This is a genomic window from Actinoplanes sp. NPDC048796, from assembly GCF_040650035.1.
GTDB lineage: Bacteria > Actinomycetota > Actinomycetes > Mycobacteriales > Micromonosporaceae > Actinoplanes.
Genome location: NZ_JBEZGO010000003.1, coordinates 241,169 through 256,814, shown reverse-complemented (window position 1 = coordinate 256,814; position 15,646 = coordinate 241,169). Strand labels below are relative to the sequence as shown.

Below are 15,646 nucleotides of genomic sequence, written 5' to 3'. Positions count from 1 at the left end.
CAGGATCGGTGCCATGACCGGTACCGTGATCACCGTCGCTCCGACCGGCGCCGAGAGCAGCAAGGCAGCCGTACCCGCGCTGCCCGTGACCCTCGACGAGCTCGTGGCGACCGCCAAGGAGTGCGAGGCGCTGGGCGCCTCGATCATCCACGTGCACATCCGTGACGACCGCGCCGAGCCGACCCTCGATCAGGGCCGGCTCCGCGCGACGGTCGCCGCGTTGCGCGAATCGACCGACCTGATCGTGCAGCTCTCCTCGGGCGGCGCCGTCACCGACCCGGAGTCCGACCGGCTCGCCGTGCTCGACGCCGGGCCCGAGATGGCCTCCTGCACGATGGGCACCGTCAACTTCGGCGACGGCGTCTTCCTCAACCGCTGGGAGTTCATCGTCGACCTGCACACCCGCATGCAGGAGCGGGGCATCGTGCCCGAGTACGAGATCTTCGACCTGGGCCAGCTCGCCACGCTCCAGCGCCTGCTGGGCCAGTACGGCCTGCCGTTCGGCGGGCACGTGCACGTCGACCTGGTGATGGGCGTGCCGGGCGGGATGCCGGGCACGGCCGCCGCGCTCGTCGCCTGTGAGCAGGCCATTCGCGATCTGCCGGTGGGTACGACGTTCTCGGCCACGGGCATCGGGCGTACGGCAATCCCGGTCATCCTGGCCTCTTTGTCGGCCGGCGGGCACCTGCGGGTCGGCATGGAGGACACCATCACGTACGCCAAGGGCCGTCCGGTCGAGTCGAACATGCAGCTCGTCGCCCGTGCGGCCGGGTTCGCGCAGCTCGCCCAGCGTCCGCCGCTGACCTCCGCCGAAACCCGCGAGCTGCTGGGAGTCCCCCCGTCCAAGCACCCCGCCGCCGCCCTTGACCGGACTGAAGGCTGAAATGATCATCGCCGAAGTGGTGCGTTCCGGTTTCGTCGAGAGCGTGCACCACGGTTCGGTCGCCGTGCTCGGCGGTCAGAGTCGCGGTGACGTGCTCAGCCCGATCTTTCCCCGGTCGTCGAACAAGCCGATGCAGACCGTCGGGATGCTGCGCGCCGGCCTGGTGCCGCGTGACGGCGCCGACCTGGCCCTGATCAGCGGCAGTCACTACGGCGAGCCGTTCCACGCCAGGCGGGTCCGGGAGATCCTCGACGCCGCCGGCCTGACCGTGGGTGACCTGCGGTGCCCGGTGGCGCTGCCGATCGCCGAGAAGGACCGGGACGATTGGGTACGCGGCGGAGGCGGCCCCGAGCGCGTGCTGATGAACTGCTCCGGCAAGCACGCCGGCATGCTCGCGACCTGCGCCGCCAACGACTGGCCGCTCGAGACGTACCTCGATCCGAAGCACCCGCTCCAGGTGGCGATCGCCGAGGCGGTGGCCGAGCTGGCCGGCGAGCCGGTGGCCGCGACCGGGGTCGACGGCTGCGGCGCGCCGGTGCTGGCGGTGTCGCTGACCGGCCTGGCCCGCGCGTTCCAGCGGCTGGTCGAGGCCGCGCCGGGCAGTGACGAGCGGCGGGTGGCCGACGAGATGCGGGCCCATCCGGAGCTGGTGGCCGGCACCGGCGCCGACGACACCGTCCTGATGGGCGCCGTGCCGGGCCTGCTGGCCAAGGGCGGCGCCGAGGGCGTGGTGGTGGCCGCCGTGCCGGGCGTCGGCGCGATCGCCATCAAGGTCGACGACGGCGGTATGCGGGCCCGTACGCCGGTGCTGCTCGACGAGTTGCGCCGGCTCGGCGTCACGGCGCCGGCGATGACCGAGCTGATCCTCGGTGGCGGGGAACCTGTCGGTGAGGTTCGCGCCGTTCGGTGAGCGACTTCACGCTAGCTCTTGTTAGCACTTTGCTTGCAAGAGCTAGCACCTCGCGCTACCTTCGAACACGTGGCCGCACCCAAGGACCTGCCTCAGGACATCGGTGGTTTCATCCGTGACCTGCGGCAGACCGCGAAGATCTCGCTCCGTCAGCTCGCCGACAAGGCCGGCGTGAGCAACCCGTACCTGAGCCAGATCGAGCGCGGCCTGCGCAAGCCCAGCGCCGAGGTGCTGCAGCAGATCGCCAGCGCGCTGCGGGTGTCGACGCCCGCGATGTACCTGCGCGCCGGCCTGCTGGACAGCGAGGGCCAGCAAGGGGTGCTGGCCGCCATCGCCGCCGATCCCGAGCTCACGATCGCGCAGAAGCAGTCGCTGTCACAGATCTACGAGACGTTCCGTAACGAGAACCTGCGCAACCAGCCGGCCGAAGAGAACCCGCCGGCCGAAAAGACCGTCGAGGAGACGACATGACCGAGCAGACCAAGACCCGCTTCCCCGCCCCGATCTACGCCGCCGCCGGCGCCGGTGACCTCGCCTACCAGCAGCTCCGCAAGCTGCCGGCCGTGGTCAACGTACTGAGCGAGCGCGCCGCCGCCTCCCTGCGCACCTACAACGAGCAGGCCGGCACCAAGGCCGCCGAGCTGCGCGACAAGGCCGCCACCACCGACTTCGACGCCCTGCGGGGCAACGCGGCCAGCGTGGCCACCTCCTTCGCCCAGCTCGCCCAGGACCGCGCCCTCGCGGCGTACACCGCCCTGGTCGCCCGCGGCGAGCGCGTCGTCGGCTCCGGCGTCGTCGAGGCCGCCGACGTGGTGAACGCCGACATCGAGACGACCGAGGAGACCAAGGTCATCGAGGCCGCCGAGGCCACCAAGGAGGTCGCGGCCGCGCCCGCGACGCCGAAGCCGCGCAAGCGCGCCCCCAAGGCCAAGCCGGCCGAGTGAACCCGGAGCACGACATGATCCGCGGGGCCCAGCAGCCGCTGGGCCCCGCGGCATAGACTTCTCCTCATGGCCTCTTCCGCGCCGATCTTCTACGACGACGTGCTCGTCTACCTCGGCCTGCTCCTGCTCATCCTTTCGCTGGTGGTGCAGGCGGTCGCGCTCATTCACTGCCTGACCCAGCGCGGTGACGGGTTCCAGGCCATCGGGACCCTGCCCAAGGGCGCCTGGGCGGCGATCCTCGCCGTCTGCATCGTGCTGACGCTGCTGCTCGGCAGCGGGGCGACCGGCATCTTCAGCCTCATCGGCATCGCCGCCGCCCTGATCTACCTGCTGGACGTCCGTCCCGGGCTCAAGGATCTGTCGGACGGCAAAGGCTTCTGGTGAGGCGGTTCGGCCCGCCTCCGCCCGACGGCGGGCCCCGCCTGCTCCGCGCCGACTCCACCGGTCCGCGATCCGGGCGGCCCACCCTGCCCGGTCCGCCGACCGAGATCGTTTCGACCCCTTCCGGTGTACGCCTCGAGCTGCTCACCACGGGCGTCGGCGACCCGGTGACCGTGTTCGCGCACGGGCTGGCCGGTGACATCTCGGGCACCCGCCCGCTGGGCTCCGCGGTCGCCGGTCGCCGGGTCTTCTTCCACTTCCGCGGCCACGGCCGGTCCGAGGCGCCCGCCGGCCCGTGGAGCTTCGGCGACCTGGCGAGCGACCTGCGCTCGGTGGCCGACCTGTCCGGGGCGACCCGGGCGATCGGCGTCAGCATGGGCGCGGCCGCCCTCTGCCGGCTGCTGAGCGAGACCCCCGACCGGTTCGAGCGGGTGGTCCTCTATCTGCCGGCGTCGCTCGACGGCACCCGTCCGGCGGCGGCCGAGGAACGGGTGGAGCGGCTGCTGGCCGCCGTCGAGTCCGGCGAGGCGGCGTCGATCGCGGCGGCCGCCGAGAGCGAGCTGCCGCCCTCGGTGCGCAACACCCCGACCGGTTGGTCGTACCTGCGCCAGCGGGTCGAGCAGCTGCAACGCGACGGTCTGGCGGCCGAGCTGACGACGCTGTGGCACGAGCCGGCGGTCGCCTCTCCCGAGACGCTGCGCCGCTTCTCCGGCCGGGCGCTGGTGATCGGCTGCCTCGGCGACGAGGTGCACCCGGTGGCCTGGGCCGAGCAGGTGGCCGACCTGCTACCGGGTGCCGAACTCCACGTCTACGACCGGCCGGCGGTGCTCTGGAACAACCGCCGCGAGCTGCGCGAACGCATCTCCGAGTTCCTGAACGCCTAGCTGCTCAGCGTGATCTGGCGCCAGTTCAGTTCGCTCCAGTTACCGACCTTGTCGGCCGCCTGGTACTGCGGTTCGATGATCCAGCCCTTGGTGAGGCCCTTGACCGGCACCGACCAGGTGCCGGCGGCGGAGACCGCCGACATGCCGAAGACGCTGTCCGGGAGCGCGTTCAGGTTCTGCCCGGTGTAGCGCACCCAAGTCTTGGCCCCGAAGTTGTAGAAGTACTCGACGCCGGCGGTGTTGTACTTCCACAGGAAGACGGCGGCGAGGTCCGCACCCGACTGGCTGTCCCGGGCCGTGCCCCGGATCGTCGACCACGAGCTGGCCTTGTTCGGGCTGCCCGGGAAGGTGAGCGCGACCGTGGGCGGGGTCGAGTCGGTCAGCACCGACAGCGGCGGCGCGACCGTCGGGGTCGCCTTGCCCTGCTCGTTCTTCACCTGGACCTGCGGCCGCCACGTGCCCGGGCCGAACCAATGCTCGACAGTGGTCGAGGTGCCGTCGCGCAGCAGCGTCCGGGTGCCGTCGCCCCAGCTGGTCCAGGTGGCGTCGGAGTTGGCCGGCACGTTGCTGGCGTTCCAGACGGCCAGGTTCGAGTAGGACCCGTACGTCCAAAGCGTGGGGTTCTTCCAGGAGTAGGTGCCGGTCGGCGCGGTCACGGCGACCGTCGACCCCTGGGGGAAGGTGCCCGGGCCGGCCGCCTCGCCGTCGCTCAGCTGGACCGCGACCGGGTAGCTGCGGGCGGCCGTGTACTTGTGGGTCCACGAGGTCTCGCCGGCGGCGGCGGTCGTGGTGGTGTTGTCACCCCAGTTGATGGTGCGGGTCAGCAGCGCCGGGTCGGTGACGTCGTCGTCGCTGAACGCGGTCTCGGTGAGGGTGACCGTCTGCCCGGGCCAGATGGCCAGACTGTCCAGGGTGTAGCTGCCGACGGGCGCGGCGCCGGCCGCGAGCGCGGGAGTGGCGGTGCCGACGAGGCCGGCGGCCAGGGTCAGAGAAAGGAAGGATGCGAGCTTCATGTGTACCCCCGTGGGCGTGCTCTCCCGTCCCGACAGAGGGGAGCCAGCGGACAGTACCGGGGCCCCACCGAATTGATCAACCCCGTTCTCCCCGCTGGGCCGTAACCTTTCGCGCCTGTCCGCCTGTTGTTCAAGCGTGCGGTTATCCCCTAAATCAGTTTTTTTCGGACTCGTGGCGCTGGGTCTGCCGATCGCGGTGTCGATCGGATGGTCGCTGGCCGCCCCGGCCAAGCGCCCGGCGGCGGTCGGCCTCCCCGGCGGCGAGGGCGCCCTCGGCTCGGCGCCTCGACCCGAGCGGACCACGCCGCTGACCACGGTCCGGTACTCGCCCCGGCCGAACCAGCCGGCCCCGGCCCCGGCTACGACGTCGGCCGGCCCGGCCGCTCCGGTCGCGTCGACGACGGTCCGGCCCAGCGCCACGACCACGGCCCCCGCGCCGACGACCCCGGCACCCACCGTCTCGTCGGAGTCGCCGCTGCCGCCGCTGACCCTGCCGCCGGTGCCGACCCCCACCGAGATCACCACAACGCCGCCACCCAGCGAGTCGGCCGACCCCAGCACCAGCCCGAGCCCGTCCGCGTCGTGAGCCCGAGCCCGTCGGCGTCGTGAGCCCGAGTCCGCCGCGTCGTTGCGGGCCCGTCGGCGACGTGATGGCGGGTCCTAGACTTCCGGGTCGTGAACGTTGACGCCGGAAAGCCGCTCGGAGCGGCCCGCAGGTTCCTGATCGGAGCCGGGCTGCTCGCCCGCGGGCTGGGCATCCTGCTGCGCCGCCCCAAGCTGCTCGCGCTCGGCCTCATCCCGGCCCTGATCGCGGGCGTGCTCTACGCGACCGCGCTCTTCTTCCTCATCGACTTCCTGCCCCAGCTCTCCGACGCGGTCACCTGGTTCGCCGACGACTGGGGCGAGACGTGGGGCGACCTGGTGCAGGTGCTCGCCGGCGCCGGCCTGCTGGGCGTGGCCGGCCTGCTCGGCGTGCTCAGCTTCACGGCGGTCACCCTGCTCATCGGCGACCCGTTCTACGAGCGCATCTCCGAGCTGGTCGAGGACCAGTACGGCGGTGTGCCCGACGGCGTCGAGGCCGGCTTCTGGGCGTCGCTGGGCCGCAGCCTGGTCGACTCGCTGCGGCTGATCGGACTGTCCATCCTGGTCGGCATCCCGCTGTTCCTGCTCGGCTTCCTGCCGCTGGTCGGCCAGACGGTGATCCCGGTCCTGGGTGGCGCCGTCGGCGGTTGGCTGCTGGCCGTCGAACTGACCGGCGTCCCGTTCCAGCGCCGCGGCCGGCGCCTGCGCCACCGCCGCGAGGTGCTGAAACAGAACAAGGCCCTGGCCCTCGGCTTCGGCGTCGCCGTCTTCTGCTGCTTCCTGATCCCCCTGGGCGCCATCCTCCTGATGCCCGCCGCCATCGCCGGCGCCACCCTGCTCTCCCGCGAGGTCCTGGGCCACCCGACGTCGGCGAACCTGTCCGCTGGGCGATTCGCGGACCAGCGCCCCGCCCGCTAGGGAAGGGTTTCGATGCCGCGGCGGCCACGATCCTCGTGCGAGGCTGAGGGCGTGGAACAGTCGGCTTGGCCGGAGATTTCGGCGCTGGTGGCGGAGGCTCCGTGTCCGGTGGAGGTGCTTCCGGCCGATCCTCGGCGGGCGGCGGACTGCCTGGGCGCGTTGGAGATTTCGACCCGGTCGTGGCTCGGCGCGGTGGTCGCCAACAGCGGTGGGCTCGTGGTCGATCACGGTTGGCTGCGGGTGCTGGGCGGCGGGCACGACGGGCTGCCGGGTGTTGCTGTCGAGGCGGGACGCCTGGTCGTTGCCTACGACGTGATGGGCGGGCAGTTCGCCTGGTTGCCGGCGGAGCCCGGCGCGAGGCCGACGATCCACTATTTCGGGCCCGACGATCTGACCTGGCAAGACCTGGAACTCGGGTACGGCGATTGGCTCGAGGCCATGCTCACCGGTGCGCTGCACGGCTTCTCCGCGGGATTGCGGTGGCCGGGGTGGGAGGCGGAAGTGGCCGGCGTCGCGCCGGACCAGGGGATCAGCGCCTGGCCACCGCCCTGGACCAGGGAGGGCAAGGATCTGGCGGCGGTGTCTCGTAAGCCGATCCCGCTCGCTGAACTGGTTTCGGTTCATCACGACATGGCGCGGCAGCTCGGCTTCCTCTGACCCGTGCGGGCGTCAGGCGGAGTCGCGGACCACCAGTTCGGTCGGCAGAACGACGGCGTCGGGGAGGGCCGGGTCGCCGTTGATCAGGCCCAGGAGCTGGCGGGCCATGGTGCGGCCCATGTCGGCGATGGGCTGGCGGACGGTGGTCAGCGGAGGGTCGCTGTAGCGGCTGATCTCGAAGTCGTCGAAGCCGATCACGGCCACGTCGTCGGGAACCCGCCGGCCCGCCTGGCGCAGGGCGGCCAGGGCGCCGTGGGCCATCATGTCCGAGGCCGCGAAGACCGCGTCGAGGGCCGGGTCGGCCTCGAGCAGGGAACGCATCGCGGTCAGGCCGGACTCGCGGGTGAAGTCGCCCAGCGCCGTGCGCTGCGGGAGGCCGGCTTCCTCCAATGTGGCGCGATAGCCGGCGAGCCGGTCGATGCCGGCCACCATGTCCTGCGGGCCGGCGATGGTGGCGATGCGCTTGCGGCCGCCGGCGACCAGGTGGCGTACGGCCGCGGCGACACCGCCGAAATGGTCGACGTCCACATAGGGCACGTCGGCGCCGCCGATCGGGCGGCCGCTGCAGATCACCGGAATGCCCAGGCGGACCAGCGTGCCGGGCAGCGGGTCGGCGCCGTGCATCGAGGCGAACATGACGCCGTCGACGTGGCCGGCGACCGCGTACCTCTCCACCCGGTCGTGGCTGCGGGCCGAGCCGGCCATCATCAGGACGAGCTGTTTGTCGGCCGCCTCGAGCTCGACGCCGGCGCCGCGGATGATCGCGGGGAAGAACAGGTCGTCGGAGAAGACCCGGTTCGCCGTCTCCGGCAGGATCAGCGCGATCGATTCGGTGCGCTGGGTGACGAGGCTCCGGGCGGCCTGGTTGGGCACGTAGCCGAGCTCGTCGACGGCCCGGTTGACCGCCTCCCGGATTCCGGCGGCCACCGAGGTCGATCCGTTGACGACGCGGGAGACGGTCGCCCGGGACACCCCGGCGCGGCGCGCCACTTCTTCCAGGGTCGGCCGCTCCCGCGTCACCACTGAGGATCACCCTTCGTCAGTACCCGGCGCCTCGATACCGTTGCGCCGGATCACCTCCCGGTACCACTTCGCGCTGTCCTTCAGGGTCCGCTGCTGGGTGGCGTAGTCGACGTGCACGACCCCGAAGCGCTTGCGGTACCCCTCGGCCCACTCGAAGTTGTCCATCAGCGACCAGACGAAGTAACCGCGCAGATCGACACCGGCCGCCAGGGCATCATGGCAGGCACGCAGGTGGCCGTCGAGGTACTCGACGCGGCGGGTGTCGTGGACCTCGCCGTCGGCCGACGGTCCCTCGGGGTACGCGGCGCCGTTCTCGGTGATCATCACCGGGGTGCCGGGGTAGTCCTCGTGGATCCGCTTGAGCAGGCTGGTGAGGCTGGCCGGCTCGATGAGCCAGTTCATGTCGGTCACCGGGCCGTCCGGCGCGCGGTAGGCGATGCCTTCGCTGCCCGGCTGGTCGAGCGAGGCCGGGGTTCCGGGCTTCGCCGACACGTACGCCGGCTGGTAGAAGTTGATCCCCAGCACGTCGATCGGCGCGTTGATCGTCTCCAGGTCACCGTCCTTGATGTACGACAGGTCGGTGAACCGGGAGATGTGCTCGAGCACATCCGCCGGGTATTCGCCCTTGAGCAGCGGGTCGAAGAAGATCCGGTTGGAGAGGCCGTCGATGATCCGGGCGGCCTCGCGGTCGGTCGGGTTCTCCGGGTCGACCGGGAAGACGACGGCCGGGTTGAGCGTGATGCTGACGTTGCGGGCGCCGGCCGAGCGCAGGGCCCGGGCCGCCAGGCCGTGGCCGAGCAGCAGGTGGTGCACCGACTCCAGGGCGGCCGTGGGCTCCTGCCGTCCGGGCGCGTGGACGCCGCTGCCGTATCCCAGGTAGGCCGAGCACCACGGCTCGTTCAGCGTGGTCCAGGTGCCGACCCGGTCGCCGAGCCGGCCGTACACGATCGCCGCGTACTCGGCGAAGGCCTCCGCGGTCTCCCGGTTGGGCCAGCCGCCGCGGTCCTCGAGGGTCTGCGGCAGGTCCCAGTGGTAGAGCGTGACGACCGGGTCGATGCCCTTGCCGAGGAGCTCGTCGGTGAGGCGGTCGTAGAAGTCGAGGCCGGCCGCGTTGACCGGGCCGTTGCCGTCGGGCTGGATGCGCGGCCAGGCGACGGAGAACCGGTACGACTTCAGGCCCAGGTCCGCCATCAGCGCCACGTCGTCGACGTAGCGGTGGTAGTGGTCGCAGGCGACGTCGCCGGTGTGGCCGCGGTAGACGCGTCCCGGCGTACGGCTGAAGGTGTCCCAGATGGACGGGCCGCGACCGTCCTCCCGCGCCGCGCCCTCGATCTGGTACGACGCCGTGGCGGCGCCCCAGATGAAGCCGTCGGGGAAGGTGATCCCGGCGAGGGCCGGCTGGGCCGACGTTGTGACGGTTGCCGTCATGCGTTCCCCGCTTCCTGGGTGTGCTGCTCGTCATTCGAACTTAACCGGTTCATCATAGGGACGAAATCGGTCCCTGGATGTTCCGTAAGTCGAATTTAAGCGGCTACCCAGCCTGCAGGGCGGAGATCAGCCGAGGGTCTCCGGTGACGACCAGGCGGTCGGTGCGCTGGCGCCCCATCAGCACCAGCAGCAGGTCACTGGCGGTGCCGGTGGCCTGGGCGCGGGCGTGATGGTCGTCGTCGTCGAGGATCGTGCTGGTGTCGAGCAGCGCCACACCCATGCCGCGCAACCGGACGAACCACTCATGACCGGCGTCGCTGGCCACCAGTTGAGCCACGCCGCGCAGGTCGGTCGGGCCCGTGCGCCGGCCGGCCGGCAGCCAGGTGTCGAGCACTTCACCGATGCCGTCGGCGGCCAGCTTGGTCTCGATCGGGGTGGGCCGGCCCACGGCGAGCTCGGCGTCCCAGCGGGACAGCGAGATCTCGTGCGCCGTGCGGCGATGCCAGAAACCGGCCGTCTTGGCCTGCGGCGCCCAGTTCCAGGCGGGCAGGTCGGCCTCGACCGCCTCGAGCGTCTCGATGGTGCCGGTCAGCTCGCGGCGCAGGCCGTCGAGCTGGGTCTCCCAGTCGGGGCGGGGCGGGAGCGGCAGCTCCTCGGGCCGGGTGGTGACGCCGCGCGGCGTGTAGTCGCGGACGAAGCGCAGATAGGAGGTCACTCGTTCGACCAGGGAACCCGCGGCCTCCGGGCCCGCCTGGGCGACAGCGTCCTGCAGCGCGGGGCTGTCAGCCCGCAGCGCCGCGAGCCAGAAGTCCTTCGTCGCGTGCAGCCTGTTCATCGCGATGCTCTCCGCTCCACCGGACCGCCGATGAGATGTCCCGAAACTCGTGAGCCTAGGGTTGGTGCCGTGCATGACCTTAGTGCCGCACCGCAAACCGACCTGTCGGCGTACACGACGCTACGCCTCGGCGGGCCCTCCGGCGACCTCACGGTGGCCACCGAAACGGACCAATTGGTTGCTTCGGTACGTAAGTCCTCGTCGATCCTCCTTCTGGCGGGCGGCAGCAACGTCGTCATCGGCGACAAGGGCTTCGACGGCACTGTCGTGCTGATTCGCACGCGAGGCGTTCGCGAGGTGGAGCCGGGGGTGCTGCGGGTTGCCGCGGGGGAGCCTTGGGACGATTTCGTGTCGTACGCCGTGGAGAACGGTTACTCGGGGCTCGAGTGCCTCTCCGGCATCCCGGGCTCGGCCGGCGCCACCCCGATCCAGAACGTCGGCGCGTACGGGTCCGAGGTGGCGCACACGATCGTGGCCGTGCACGCGTACGACCGGCGCACCGGTACGGTCCGCGCGATGACGCCCGAGGAGTGCGGCTTCGCCTACCGGGCCAGCGTCTTCAAGCACAACGACCGCTACGTGGTGCTCGAGGTCGACTTCCGCCTGGAGCGCTCGGACGAGTCGGCCCCGATCCGCTACGCCGAGCTCGCCCGCAACCTGGGCGTCGAGGCCGGCGACCGGGTGCCGCTGCGCCAGGCCCGCGACACCGTCCTGAAGCTGCGCGCGGGCAAGGGCATGGTCCTGGACCCCGACGACAAGGACACCTGGTCGGTCGGTTCCTTCTTCACCAACCCGGTGGTGAGCGCCGAGGAGTGGGCGGTCCTCGGTCTCGAGGCTCCGCACTGGCCGGCCGCCGACGGCTCGGTGAAGATCCCGGCGGCCTGGCTGATCGAGAACGCCGGCTTCCCCAAGGGCTTCGCTGGCGACGGCGTCTCCATCTCCACCAAGCACACGCTGGCGCTGACCAACCGCGGCACGGGTACGACGGAGTCGTTGCTCGCCCTGGCCCGTACGGTCCGCGACGGTGTCCGCGGCCGTTTCGGGGTGGAGCTGCACCCCGAGCCGGTGCTCATCAACTGCGAGATCTAGGGGAGCCTTCAGTCCGGTCAAGGGCGGCGGTGGGGTGGTCGGATGGGTCACTCCCAGCCGAAGACCTGGGTGTAGTACGGGACTCCGTTGGCGGCGTAGACGACGCCGGTGCCGATCGAGTGGGCGCCGCAGTTGAGCATGTTGGCGCGGTGCCGCGGGCTCGCCATCCACGCGCGTACGACCTCGCCGGCGGTCCGGTATCCCCAGGCGATGTTCTCGCCGGACGGCTGTTCGTAGCCGGCCTGGTGCGAGCGGCGCACGAAGGTGGTGCCGTCGTTCCAGACGTGGCTGAACCGGCCGGTCCGGGCCATGTAGTAGCTCTGCCGCACCGAGGCGACGATCAGCTCCCGGTCGACGGTGAGCTGGCCGCAGCCGTTGGCCGACCGTTGCTGGTTGGTCATGGTGACCACCTGCGACATCAGGACCGCCGGGGCCACCGGTAGCGTCGGCACTTCCGCCTGGGCCGGCTCGGCCGCCGTGAGCAGAAGAGCCGGAGTGACGGCGAGCGGTAAGAGACGTCGCAGCACGGTTGCCCCCAATCCCCGAATGCGTGGGCCGAGTCGCCCACCTGGCCTATCGCAGCGGCTTATCGGGCGTACGTCCCTTATTTGCCCGAAACCGGAATGTACGTCGGATTCCGTGTCACGCTGAGGGGATTGCGAGCGTGGCCGGGGGTGGGGGCGGTCGTTCGGCGGGCGCGGAGAACCCGCCCCGGCGGGCGATTAGCCCGCTAAACTGTGACTGTCCGTAAATAGGCCGTGACATCACGCTATCGTGGGTTTGCGCGGTTGATTCCGAAGCTCGCGGTCGCGCGAGTGACGCCGAGCAAGACATCGACAGTTCACCGGACGCCGACCCGGCGTAGCCGGTCGAACCGTCGTGCCCGGCGGCGAGAGCGCGAGCGAGGGGTGGGGGCAGGGTGAGCACAGCATGAGTCGCCTACTCGTGGTCGAGGACGATCCGGATATCGCGCTCGCTCTGCGGTTGCTTTTCAGCCGTGCGGGTTACGAGGTCGCGCATGCCGGCGACGGCCGGACCGGGCTCAAGGAGGCGTACGCCGAACACCCCGATCTGGTGGTGCTCGACGTCGGCCTGCCCGAGATGGACGGCTGGCAGGTGCTGGAGCGCCTGCGGGACGTCTCGGACGTGCCGGTGCTCGTGCTGACCGCGCACGGGCAGGAGGCGGAGAAGGTCCGCGGCCTGCGCGGCGGGGCCGACGACTACCTCACCAAACCGTTCGCCAACAACGAGCTGCTGGCCCGGGTCGAGGCCCTGCTGCGCCGCTCGTCCAGTGGGCAGAACAGCTGGGCCAGCCAGGTCTACGACGACGGGCTGGTGCATCTCGACCCGACCAAGCGCCGGGTCTACGTCAAGGGCGATGAGAAGCGTCTGACGCCCACCGAGTTCCGGCTGCTGAACGCCCTCGTCCGGCACGCCGGCGCGGTTCTCAGCCCCAATCAGCTGCTGACGCAGGCGTGGGACGACCCCACCGGCATCGGCCAGGAACGGGTGAAGTTCGCCGTCCTGCGGCTGCGCCGCAAGCTCGGCTGGTCCGATCCCGACGACTCACCCATCGAATCCGTACGCGGGTTCGGCTACCGCTACCGCCGTCCGGGCGGAGAGGGCTGAAATTTCCCATTCGGTCGACCTCCGGGTGTCCTCAGATGACGCGGCTAACCGTCGATGAGGGCTGTGGGAAGGCGAGCAGGAGGTAGTAAGCGTGGAAGATCTTGGTGAAATCGTCGGCGAATTCCTCATGGAAAGCCACGAGAACCTGGACCAGATCGACCGTGACCTGGTGGATCTGGAGCAGGAGCCCAACTCCCGCGATCTGATCTCCCGAATCTTCCGGGCGATTCACACGATCAAGGGCACCAGCGGCTTCCTGGCGTTCACACGCCTGGAGACGCTCGCCCATGCCGGCGAGTCACTGCTGTCCAAGTTGCGCGACGGCGTCATGCCGGTCACGCCGTCGACGATCACCACACTGCTGGCCACGATCGACGGTGTGCGCTCGATCCTCGCCTCCATCGAGGAGAACAGCAACGAGGGCGACGTCGACATCGAGAGCATCATCGCGCAGGTCCACGCGCAGATGAACGCCGGCGCCGAGCCGGCCGCCGCCGCACCGGCCGCCGAGGGCGGCGAGGGCGCGGAGGCCGCCGCCGAGCCGGCGGCCGAGGCCGAGGCGCCCGAGCCGATCGCCGAGACACCCGCCCGGCCCGCTCCGGAACCGGTGGAGAACCAGCGCAAGCCGGTCGGCGAGATCCTGGTCGAGTCGGGGGCGGCCCAGCCGGCCGACGTCAGCTCCGCGCTCCAGCAGCAGATCGAGGGCGACGAGCGCAAGCTCGGCACGATCCTGCTCGACGAGGGCAAGGCGCAGCCGGCCGCGGTCAACGAGGCCCTGCAGCAGCAGGCGCCCAAGCGCAGCATCGCCGACAGCGCCATCCGCGTCGACGTCGACCTGCTCGACACCCTCATGAACATGGTCGGTGAGCTGGTGCTCGCCCGTAACCAGCTGGTCCGGGGCGTCATGGAGATCGGCGACGCCACGCTCGTGCGCAGCGCCCAGCGGCTCGGCATGATCACCAGTGAGCTGCAAGAGGGCATCATGAAGACCCGCATGCAGCCCATCGAGCACATCTGGTCGAAGCTGCCCCGAGTCGTCCGCGACCTCTCGAACTCGCTCGGCAAGAAGGTCGAGCTGGTCATGGAGGGCAAGGAGACCGAGCTCGACCGGAGCCTGCTCGAGGCGGTCAAGGACCCGCTGACCCACCTCGTGCGCAACGCGGTCGACCACGGCATCGAGGACCCGGAGCGCCGCCAGGCGAGCGGCAAGGGCCCCGAGGGCACGCTGACCCTGCGCGCCTATCACGAGGGTGGGCACGTGGCGGTCGAGGTCGCCGACGACGGCGCCGGCCTGAACGTGGAGCGGATCGCCCAGAAGGCCGTGGAGAACGGCCTGCTGCGCGCCGAGCAGATCCCCAACATGGACAAGCGCGACATCATGGCTATGGTGTTCCAGCCCGGTTTCTCCACCGCGGCCAAGGTCACCAACGTTTCCGGCCGCGGTGTCGGCATGGACGTCGTCAAGACCAACATCGAGAACATCGGCGGCGCGGTCAGCGTCGACTCGACGCCCGGCGAGGGCACGGTCTGGCGGCTCACCATCCCGCTCACGCTCGCCATCATCCAGGCGCTCACCGTCGACTGCGGCGACCAGCGCTACGTGGTTCCGCAGGTGGCGGTGCTCGAGCTGGTCTTCATCGACGGGCAGTCGACGAAGATCGAGTACGCGTCGGGCGCGCCCGTCTACCGGTTGCGCGGCAAGCTGCTCCCGCTGGTGCGCCTGGACAAGGCGCTCGGCTTCGAGGTGGCCGGCGACCAGGGTGTCTACATCATGGTGCTGCAGGCCGACGGCCGGCGGTTCGGACTGGTCGTCGACCGGGTCCTGAACACCGAGGAGGTCGTGGTCAAGGCCCTGAACAGCCGCCTCAAGGACATCGGCCTGTACGCCGGCGCGACCATCCTGGGCGACGGAAAGGTGGGCCTGATCCTCGACGTCTCGTCGCTGGCCCGCCGCAGCCACCTGGCCGCCGACGCCGAACGCAAGGGCATGGACTCGTCGTCGCGGGCGGCGGGTGTGGGCGGCACCGGCGAACGTCTGCTGGTCACCGCGGTGGGCGAGCGGCGGGTCGCGATCCCGCTGGACACGGTCACCCGGCTCGAGGAGTTCCCGCGCGACCGCATCGAGCACGCCGGCTCGCGGGAGGTGGTCCAGTACCGAGGGCAGATCCTGCCCCTCGTGCGCCTGTCCCACCTGCTCGGCGCGTACGGCGAAGAGCCCGAAGGGGACACCGTGTCGGTGGTCGTCTACAGCGAGGGTGGCCGCAGCGTCGCCCTGGTCGTCGACCGGATCGTCGACATCGCCGAGAACTCGACCACGGCCCGCCGCGACGCGGAGGAGGACGGCCTGGTCGGCACCGCGGTGATCCAGCAACGGGTGACCGAGCTGCTGGACGTCCGCCGCGCGATCCTCGCCGCCGATCCGAACTTCTACACCGACCTGGAGAACGACGAGATGTTGGTGGAGGCCTGA

General features: G+C 70.9%; 16 protein-coding genes and 1 pseudogene. 12 read left to right on the top strand and 5 right to left on the bottom strand.

Annotation, left to right across the window (positions count from 1 at the left end):
- Positions 1 to 13 precede the first annotated feature (13 nt).
- The 6 genes and pseudogenes from AB0C26_RS14985 to AB0C26_RS14960 all read left to right on the top strand — a co-directional run bounded on the left by AB0C26_RS14985 (position 14) and on the right by AB0C26_RS14960 (position 4,002).
- Positions 14 to 883: a 3-keto-5-aminohexanoate cleavage protein gene (locus tag AB0C26_RS14985; RefSeq protein WP_360247001.1), complete on the top strand. Its 870-nt coding sequence runs from the start codon at positions 14 to 16 to the stop codon at positions 881 to 883.
- 1 nt (position 884) lies between these two features.
- Positions 885 to 1,793 (top strand): asparaginase, encoded by a 909-nt coding sequence (locus tag AB0C26_RS14980; RefSeq protein WP_360246997.1) that lies wholly within the window; start codon positions 885 to 887, stop codon positions 1,791 to 1,793.
- A gap of 69 nt (positions 1,794 to 1,862) precedes the next feature.
- Positions 1,863 to 2,261: pseudogene (locus tag AB0C26_RS14975) on the top strand (helix-turn-helix domain-containing protein); the annotation flags it as partial.
- The gene (locus tag AB0C26_RS14970; RefSeq protein WP_360246995.1) at positions 2,261 to 2,737 is read left to right on the top strand and encodes a hypothetical protein; all 477 of its coding nucleotides are present in this window, start codon (positions 2,261 to 2,263) and stop codon (positions 2,735 to 2,737) included. The pseudogene AB0C26_RS14975 and the gene AB0C26_RS14970, both read left to right, overlap by 1 nt.
- Positions 2,738 to 2,803: 66 nt before the next feature.
- Entirely contained in the window at positions 2,804 to 3,121 is a 318-nt protein-coding gene (locus AB0C26_RS14965; protein ID WP_097317681.1) for a DUF2516 family protein, read from the top strand.
- On the top strand, positions 3,118 to 4,002 hold the full coding sequence (locus AB0C26_RS14960; protein WP_360246993.1) for an alpha/beta hydrolase: 885 nt from the start codon (positions 3,118 to 3,120) through the stop codon (positions 4,000 to 4,002). Before AB0C26_RS14965 ends, AB0C26_RS14960 begins: the two co-directional genes overlap by 4 nt.
- Here AB0C26_RS14960 and AB0C26_RS14955 read toward each other — a convergent pair.
- Complete coding sequence (locus AB0C26_RS14955) at positions 3,999 to 5,015, bottom strand: hypothetical protein (protein WP_360246991.1); 1,017 nt, start codon at positions 5,013 to 5,015, stop codon at positions 3,999 to 4,001. The genes AB0C26_RS14960 and AB0C26_RS14955 overlap by 4 nt on opposite strands.
- A 172-nt stretch (positions 5,016 to 5,187) precedes the next feature.
- Between AB0C26_RS14955 and AB0C26_RS14950 the strand changes: the two genes are divergently transcribed.
- The 3 genes from AB0C26_RS14950 (at position 5,188) to AB0C26_RS14940 (ending at position 7,172) form a co-directional block, all read left to right on the top strand.
- Positions 5,188 to 5,601: a hypothetical protein gene (locus tag AB0C26_RS14950; protein WP_360246989.1), complete on the top strand. Its 414-nt coding sequence runs from the start codon at positions 5,188 to 5,190 to the stop codon at positions 5,599 to 5,601.
- An 89-nt stretch (positions 5,602 to 5,690) separates the two neighbouring features.
- Complete coding sequence (locus AB0C26_RS14945) at positions 5,691 to 6,515, top strand: EI24 domain-containing protein (RefSeq protein ID WP_360246987.1); 825 nt, start codon at positions 5,691 to 5,693, stop codon at positions 6,513 to 6,515.
- 51 nt (positions 6,516 to 6,566) lie between these two features.
- Positions 6,567 to 7,172, top strand: a complete 606-nt coding sequence (locus tag AB0C26_RS14940; RefSeq protein ID WP_360246985.1) for a DUF2625 family protein — start codon at positions 6,567 to 6,569, stop codon at positions 7,170 to 7,172.
- A gap of 12 nt (positions 7,173 to 7,184) precedes the next feature.
- Here the strand turns inward: AB0C26_RS14940 and AB0C26_RS14935 are convergent, their stop codons facing one another.
- The 3 genes from AB0C26_RS14935 to AB0C26_RS14925 form a co-directional block, all read right to left on the bottom strand.
- A complete protein-coding gene (locus tag AB0C26_RS14935; RefSeq protein ID WP_360246983.1) occupies positions 7,185 to 8,195 on the bottom strand; it encodes a LacI family DNA-binding transcriptional regulator in 1,011 nt (336 codons plus the stop codon).
- 6 nt (positions 8,196 to 8,201) lie between these two features.
- On the bottom strand, positions 8,202 to 9,623 hold the full coding sequence (locus AB0C26_RS14930) for a GH1 family beta-glucosidase (RefSeq protein ID WP_360246981.1): 1,422 nt from the start codon (positions 9,621 to 9,623) through the stop codon (positions 8,202 to 8,204).
- 103 nt (positions 9,624 to 9,726) lie between these two features.
- On the bottom strand, positions 9,727 to 10,458 hold the full coding sequence (locus AB0C26_RS14925; RefSeq protein WP_360246979.1) for a hypothetical protein: 732 nt from the start codon (positions 10,456 to 10,458) through the stop codon (positions 9,727 to 9,729).
- Positions 10,459 to 10,527: 69 nt separating this feature from the next.
- Between AB0C26_RS14925 and AB0C26_RS14920 the strand changes: the two genes are divergently transcribed.
- Positions 10,528 to 11,547: a UDP-N-acetylmuramate dehydrogenase gene (locus AB0C26_RS14920; protein ID WP_360246977.1), complete on the top strand. Its 1,020-nt coding sequence runs from the start codon at positions 10,528 to 10,530 to the stop codon at positions 11,545 to 11,547.
- A gap of 47 nt (positions 11,548 to 11,594) precedes the next feature.
- Here AB0C26_RS14920 and AB0C26_RS14915 read toward each other — a convergent pair whose 3' ends face one another.
- Positions 11,595 to 12,074, bottom strand: coding sequence for a CAP domain-containing protein (locus tag AB0C26_RS14915; RefSeq protein ID WP_360246975.1), 480 nt, complete (start codon positions 12,072 to 12,074; stop codon positions 11,595 to 11,597).
- 403 nt (positions 12,075 to 12,477) lie between these two features.
- On the opposite strand from AB0C26_RS14915, the gene AB0C26_RS14910 reads away from it, so the two are divergent.
- Together AB0C26_RS14910 and AB0C26_RS14905 are read left to right on the top strand one after the other, a co-directional pair.
- A complete protein-coding gene (locus AB0C26_RS14910; protein WP_097317690.1) occupies positions 12,478 to 13,176 on the top strand; it encodes a response regulator transcription factor in 699 nt (232 codons plus the stop codon).
- Positions 13,177 to 13,267: 91 nt separating this feature from the next.
- Positions 13,268 to 15,646 carry a chemotaxis protein CheW gene (locus AB0C26_RS14905; RefSeq protein WP_360246973.1) on the top strand — a complete coding sequence of 793 codons (2,379 nt, stop codon included), beginning with the start codon at positions 13,268 to 13,270 and terminating at the stop codon, positions 15,644 to 15,646.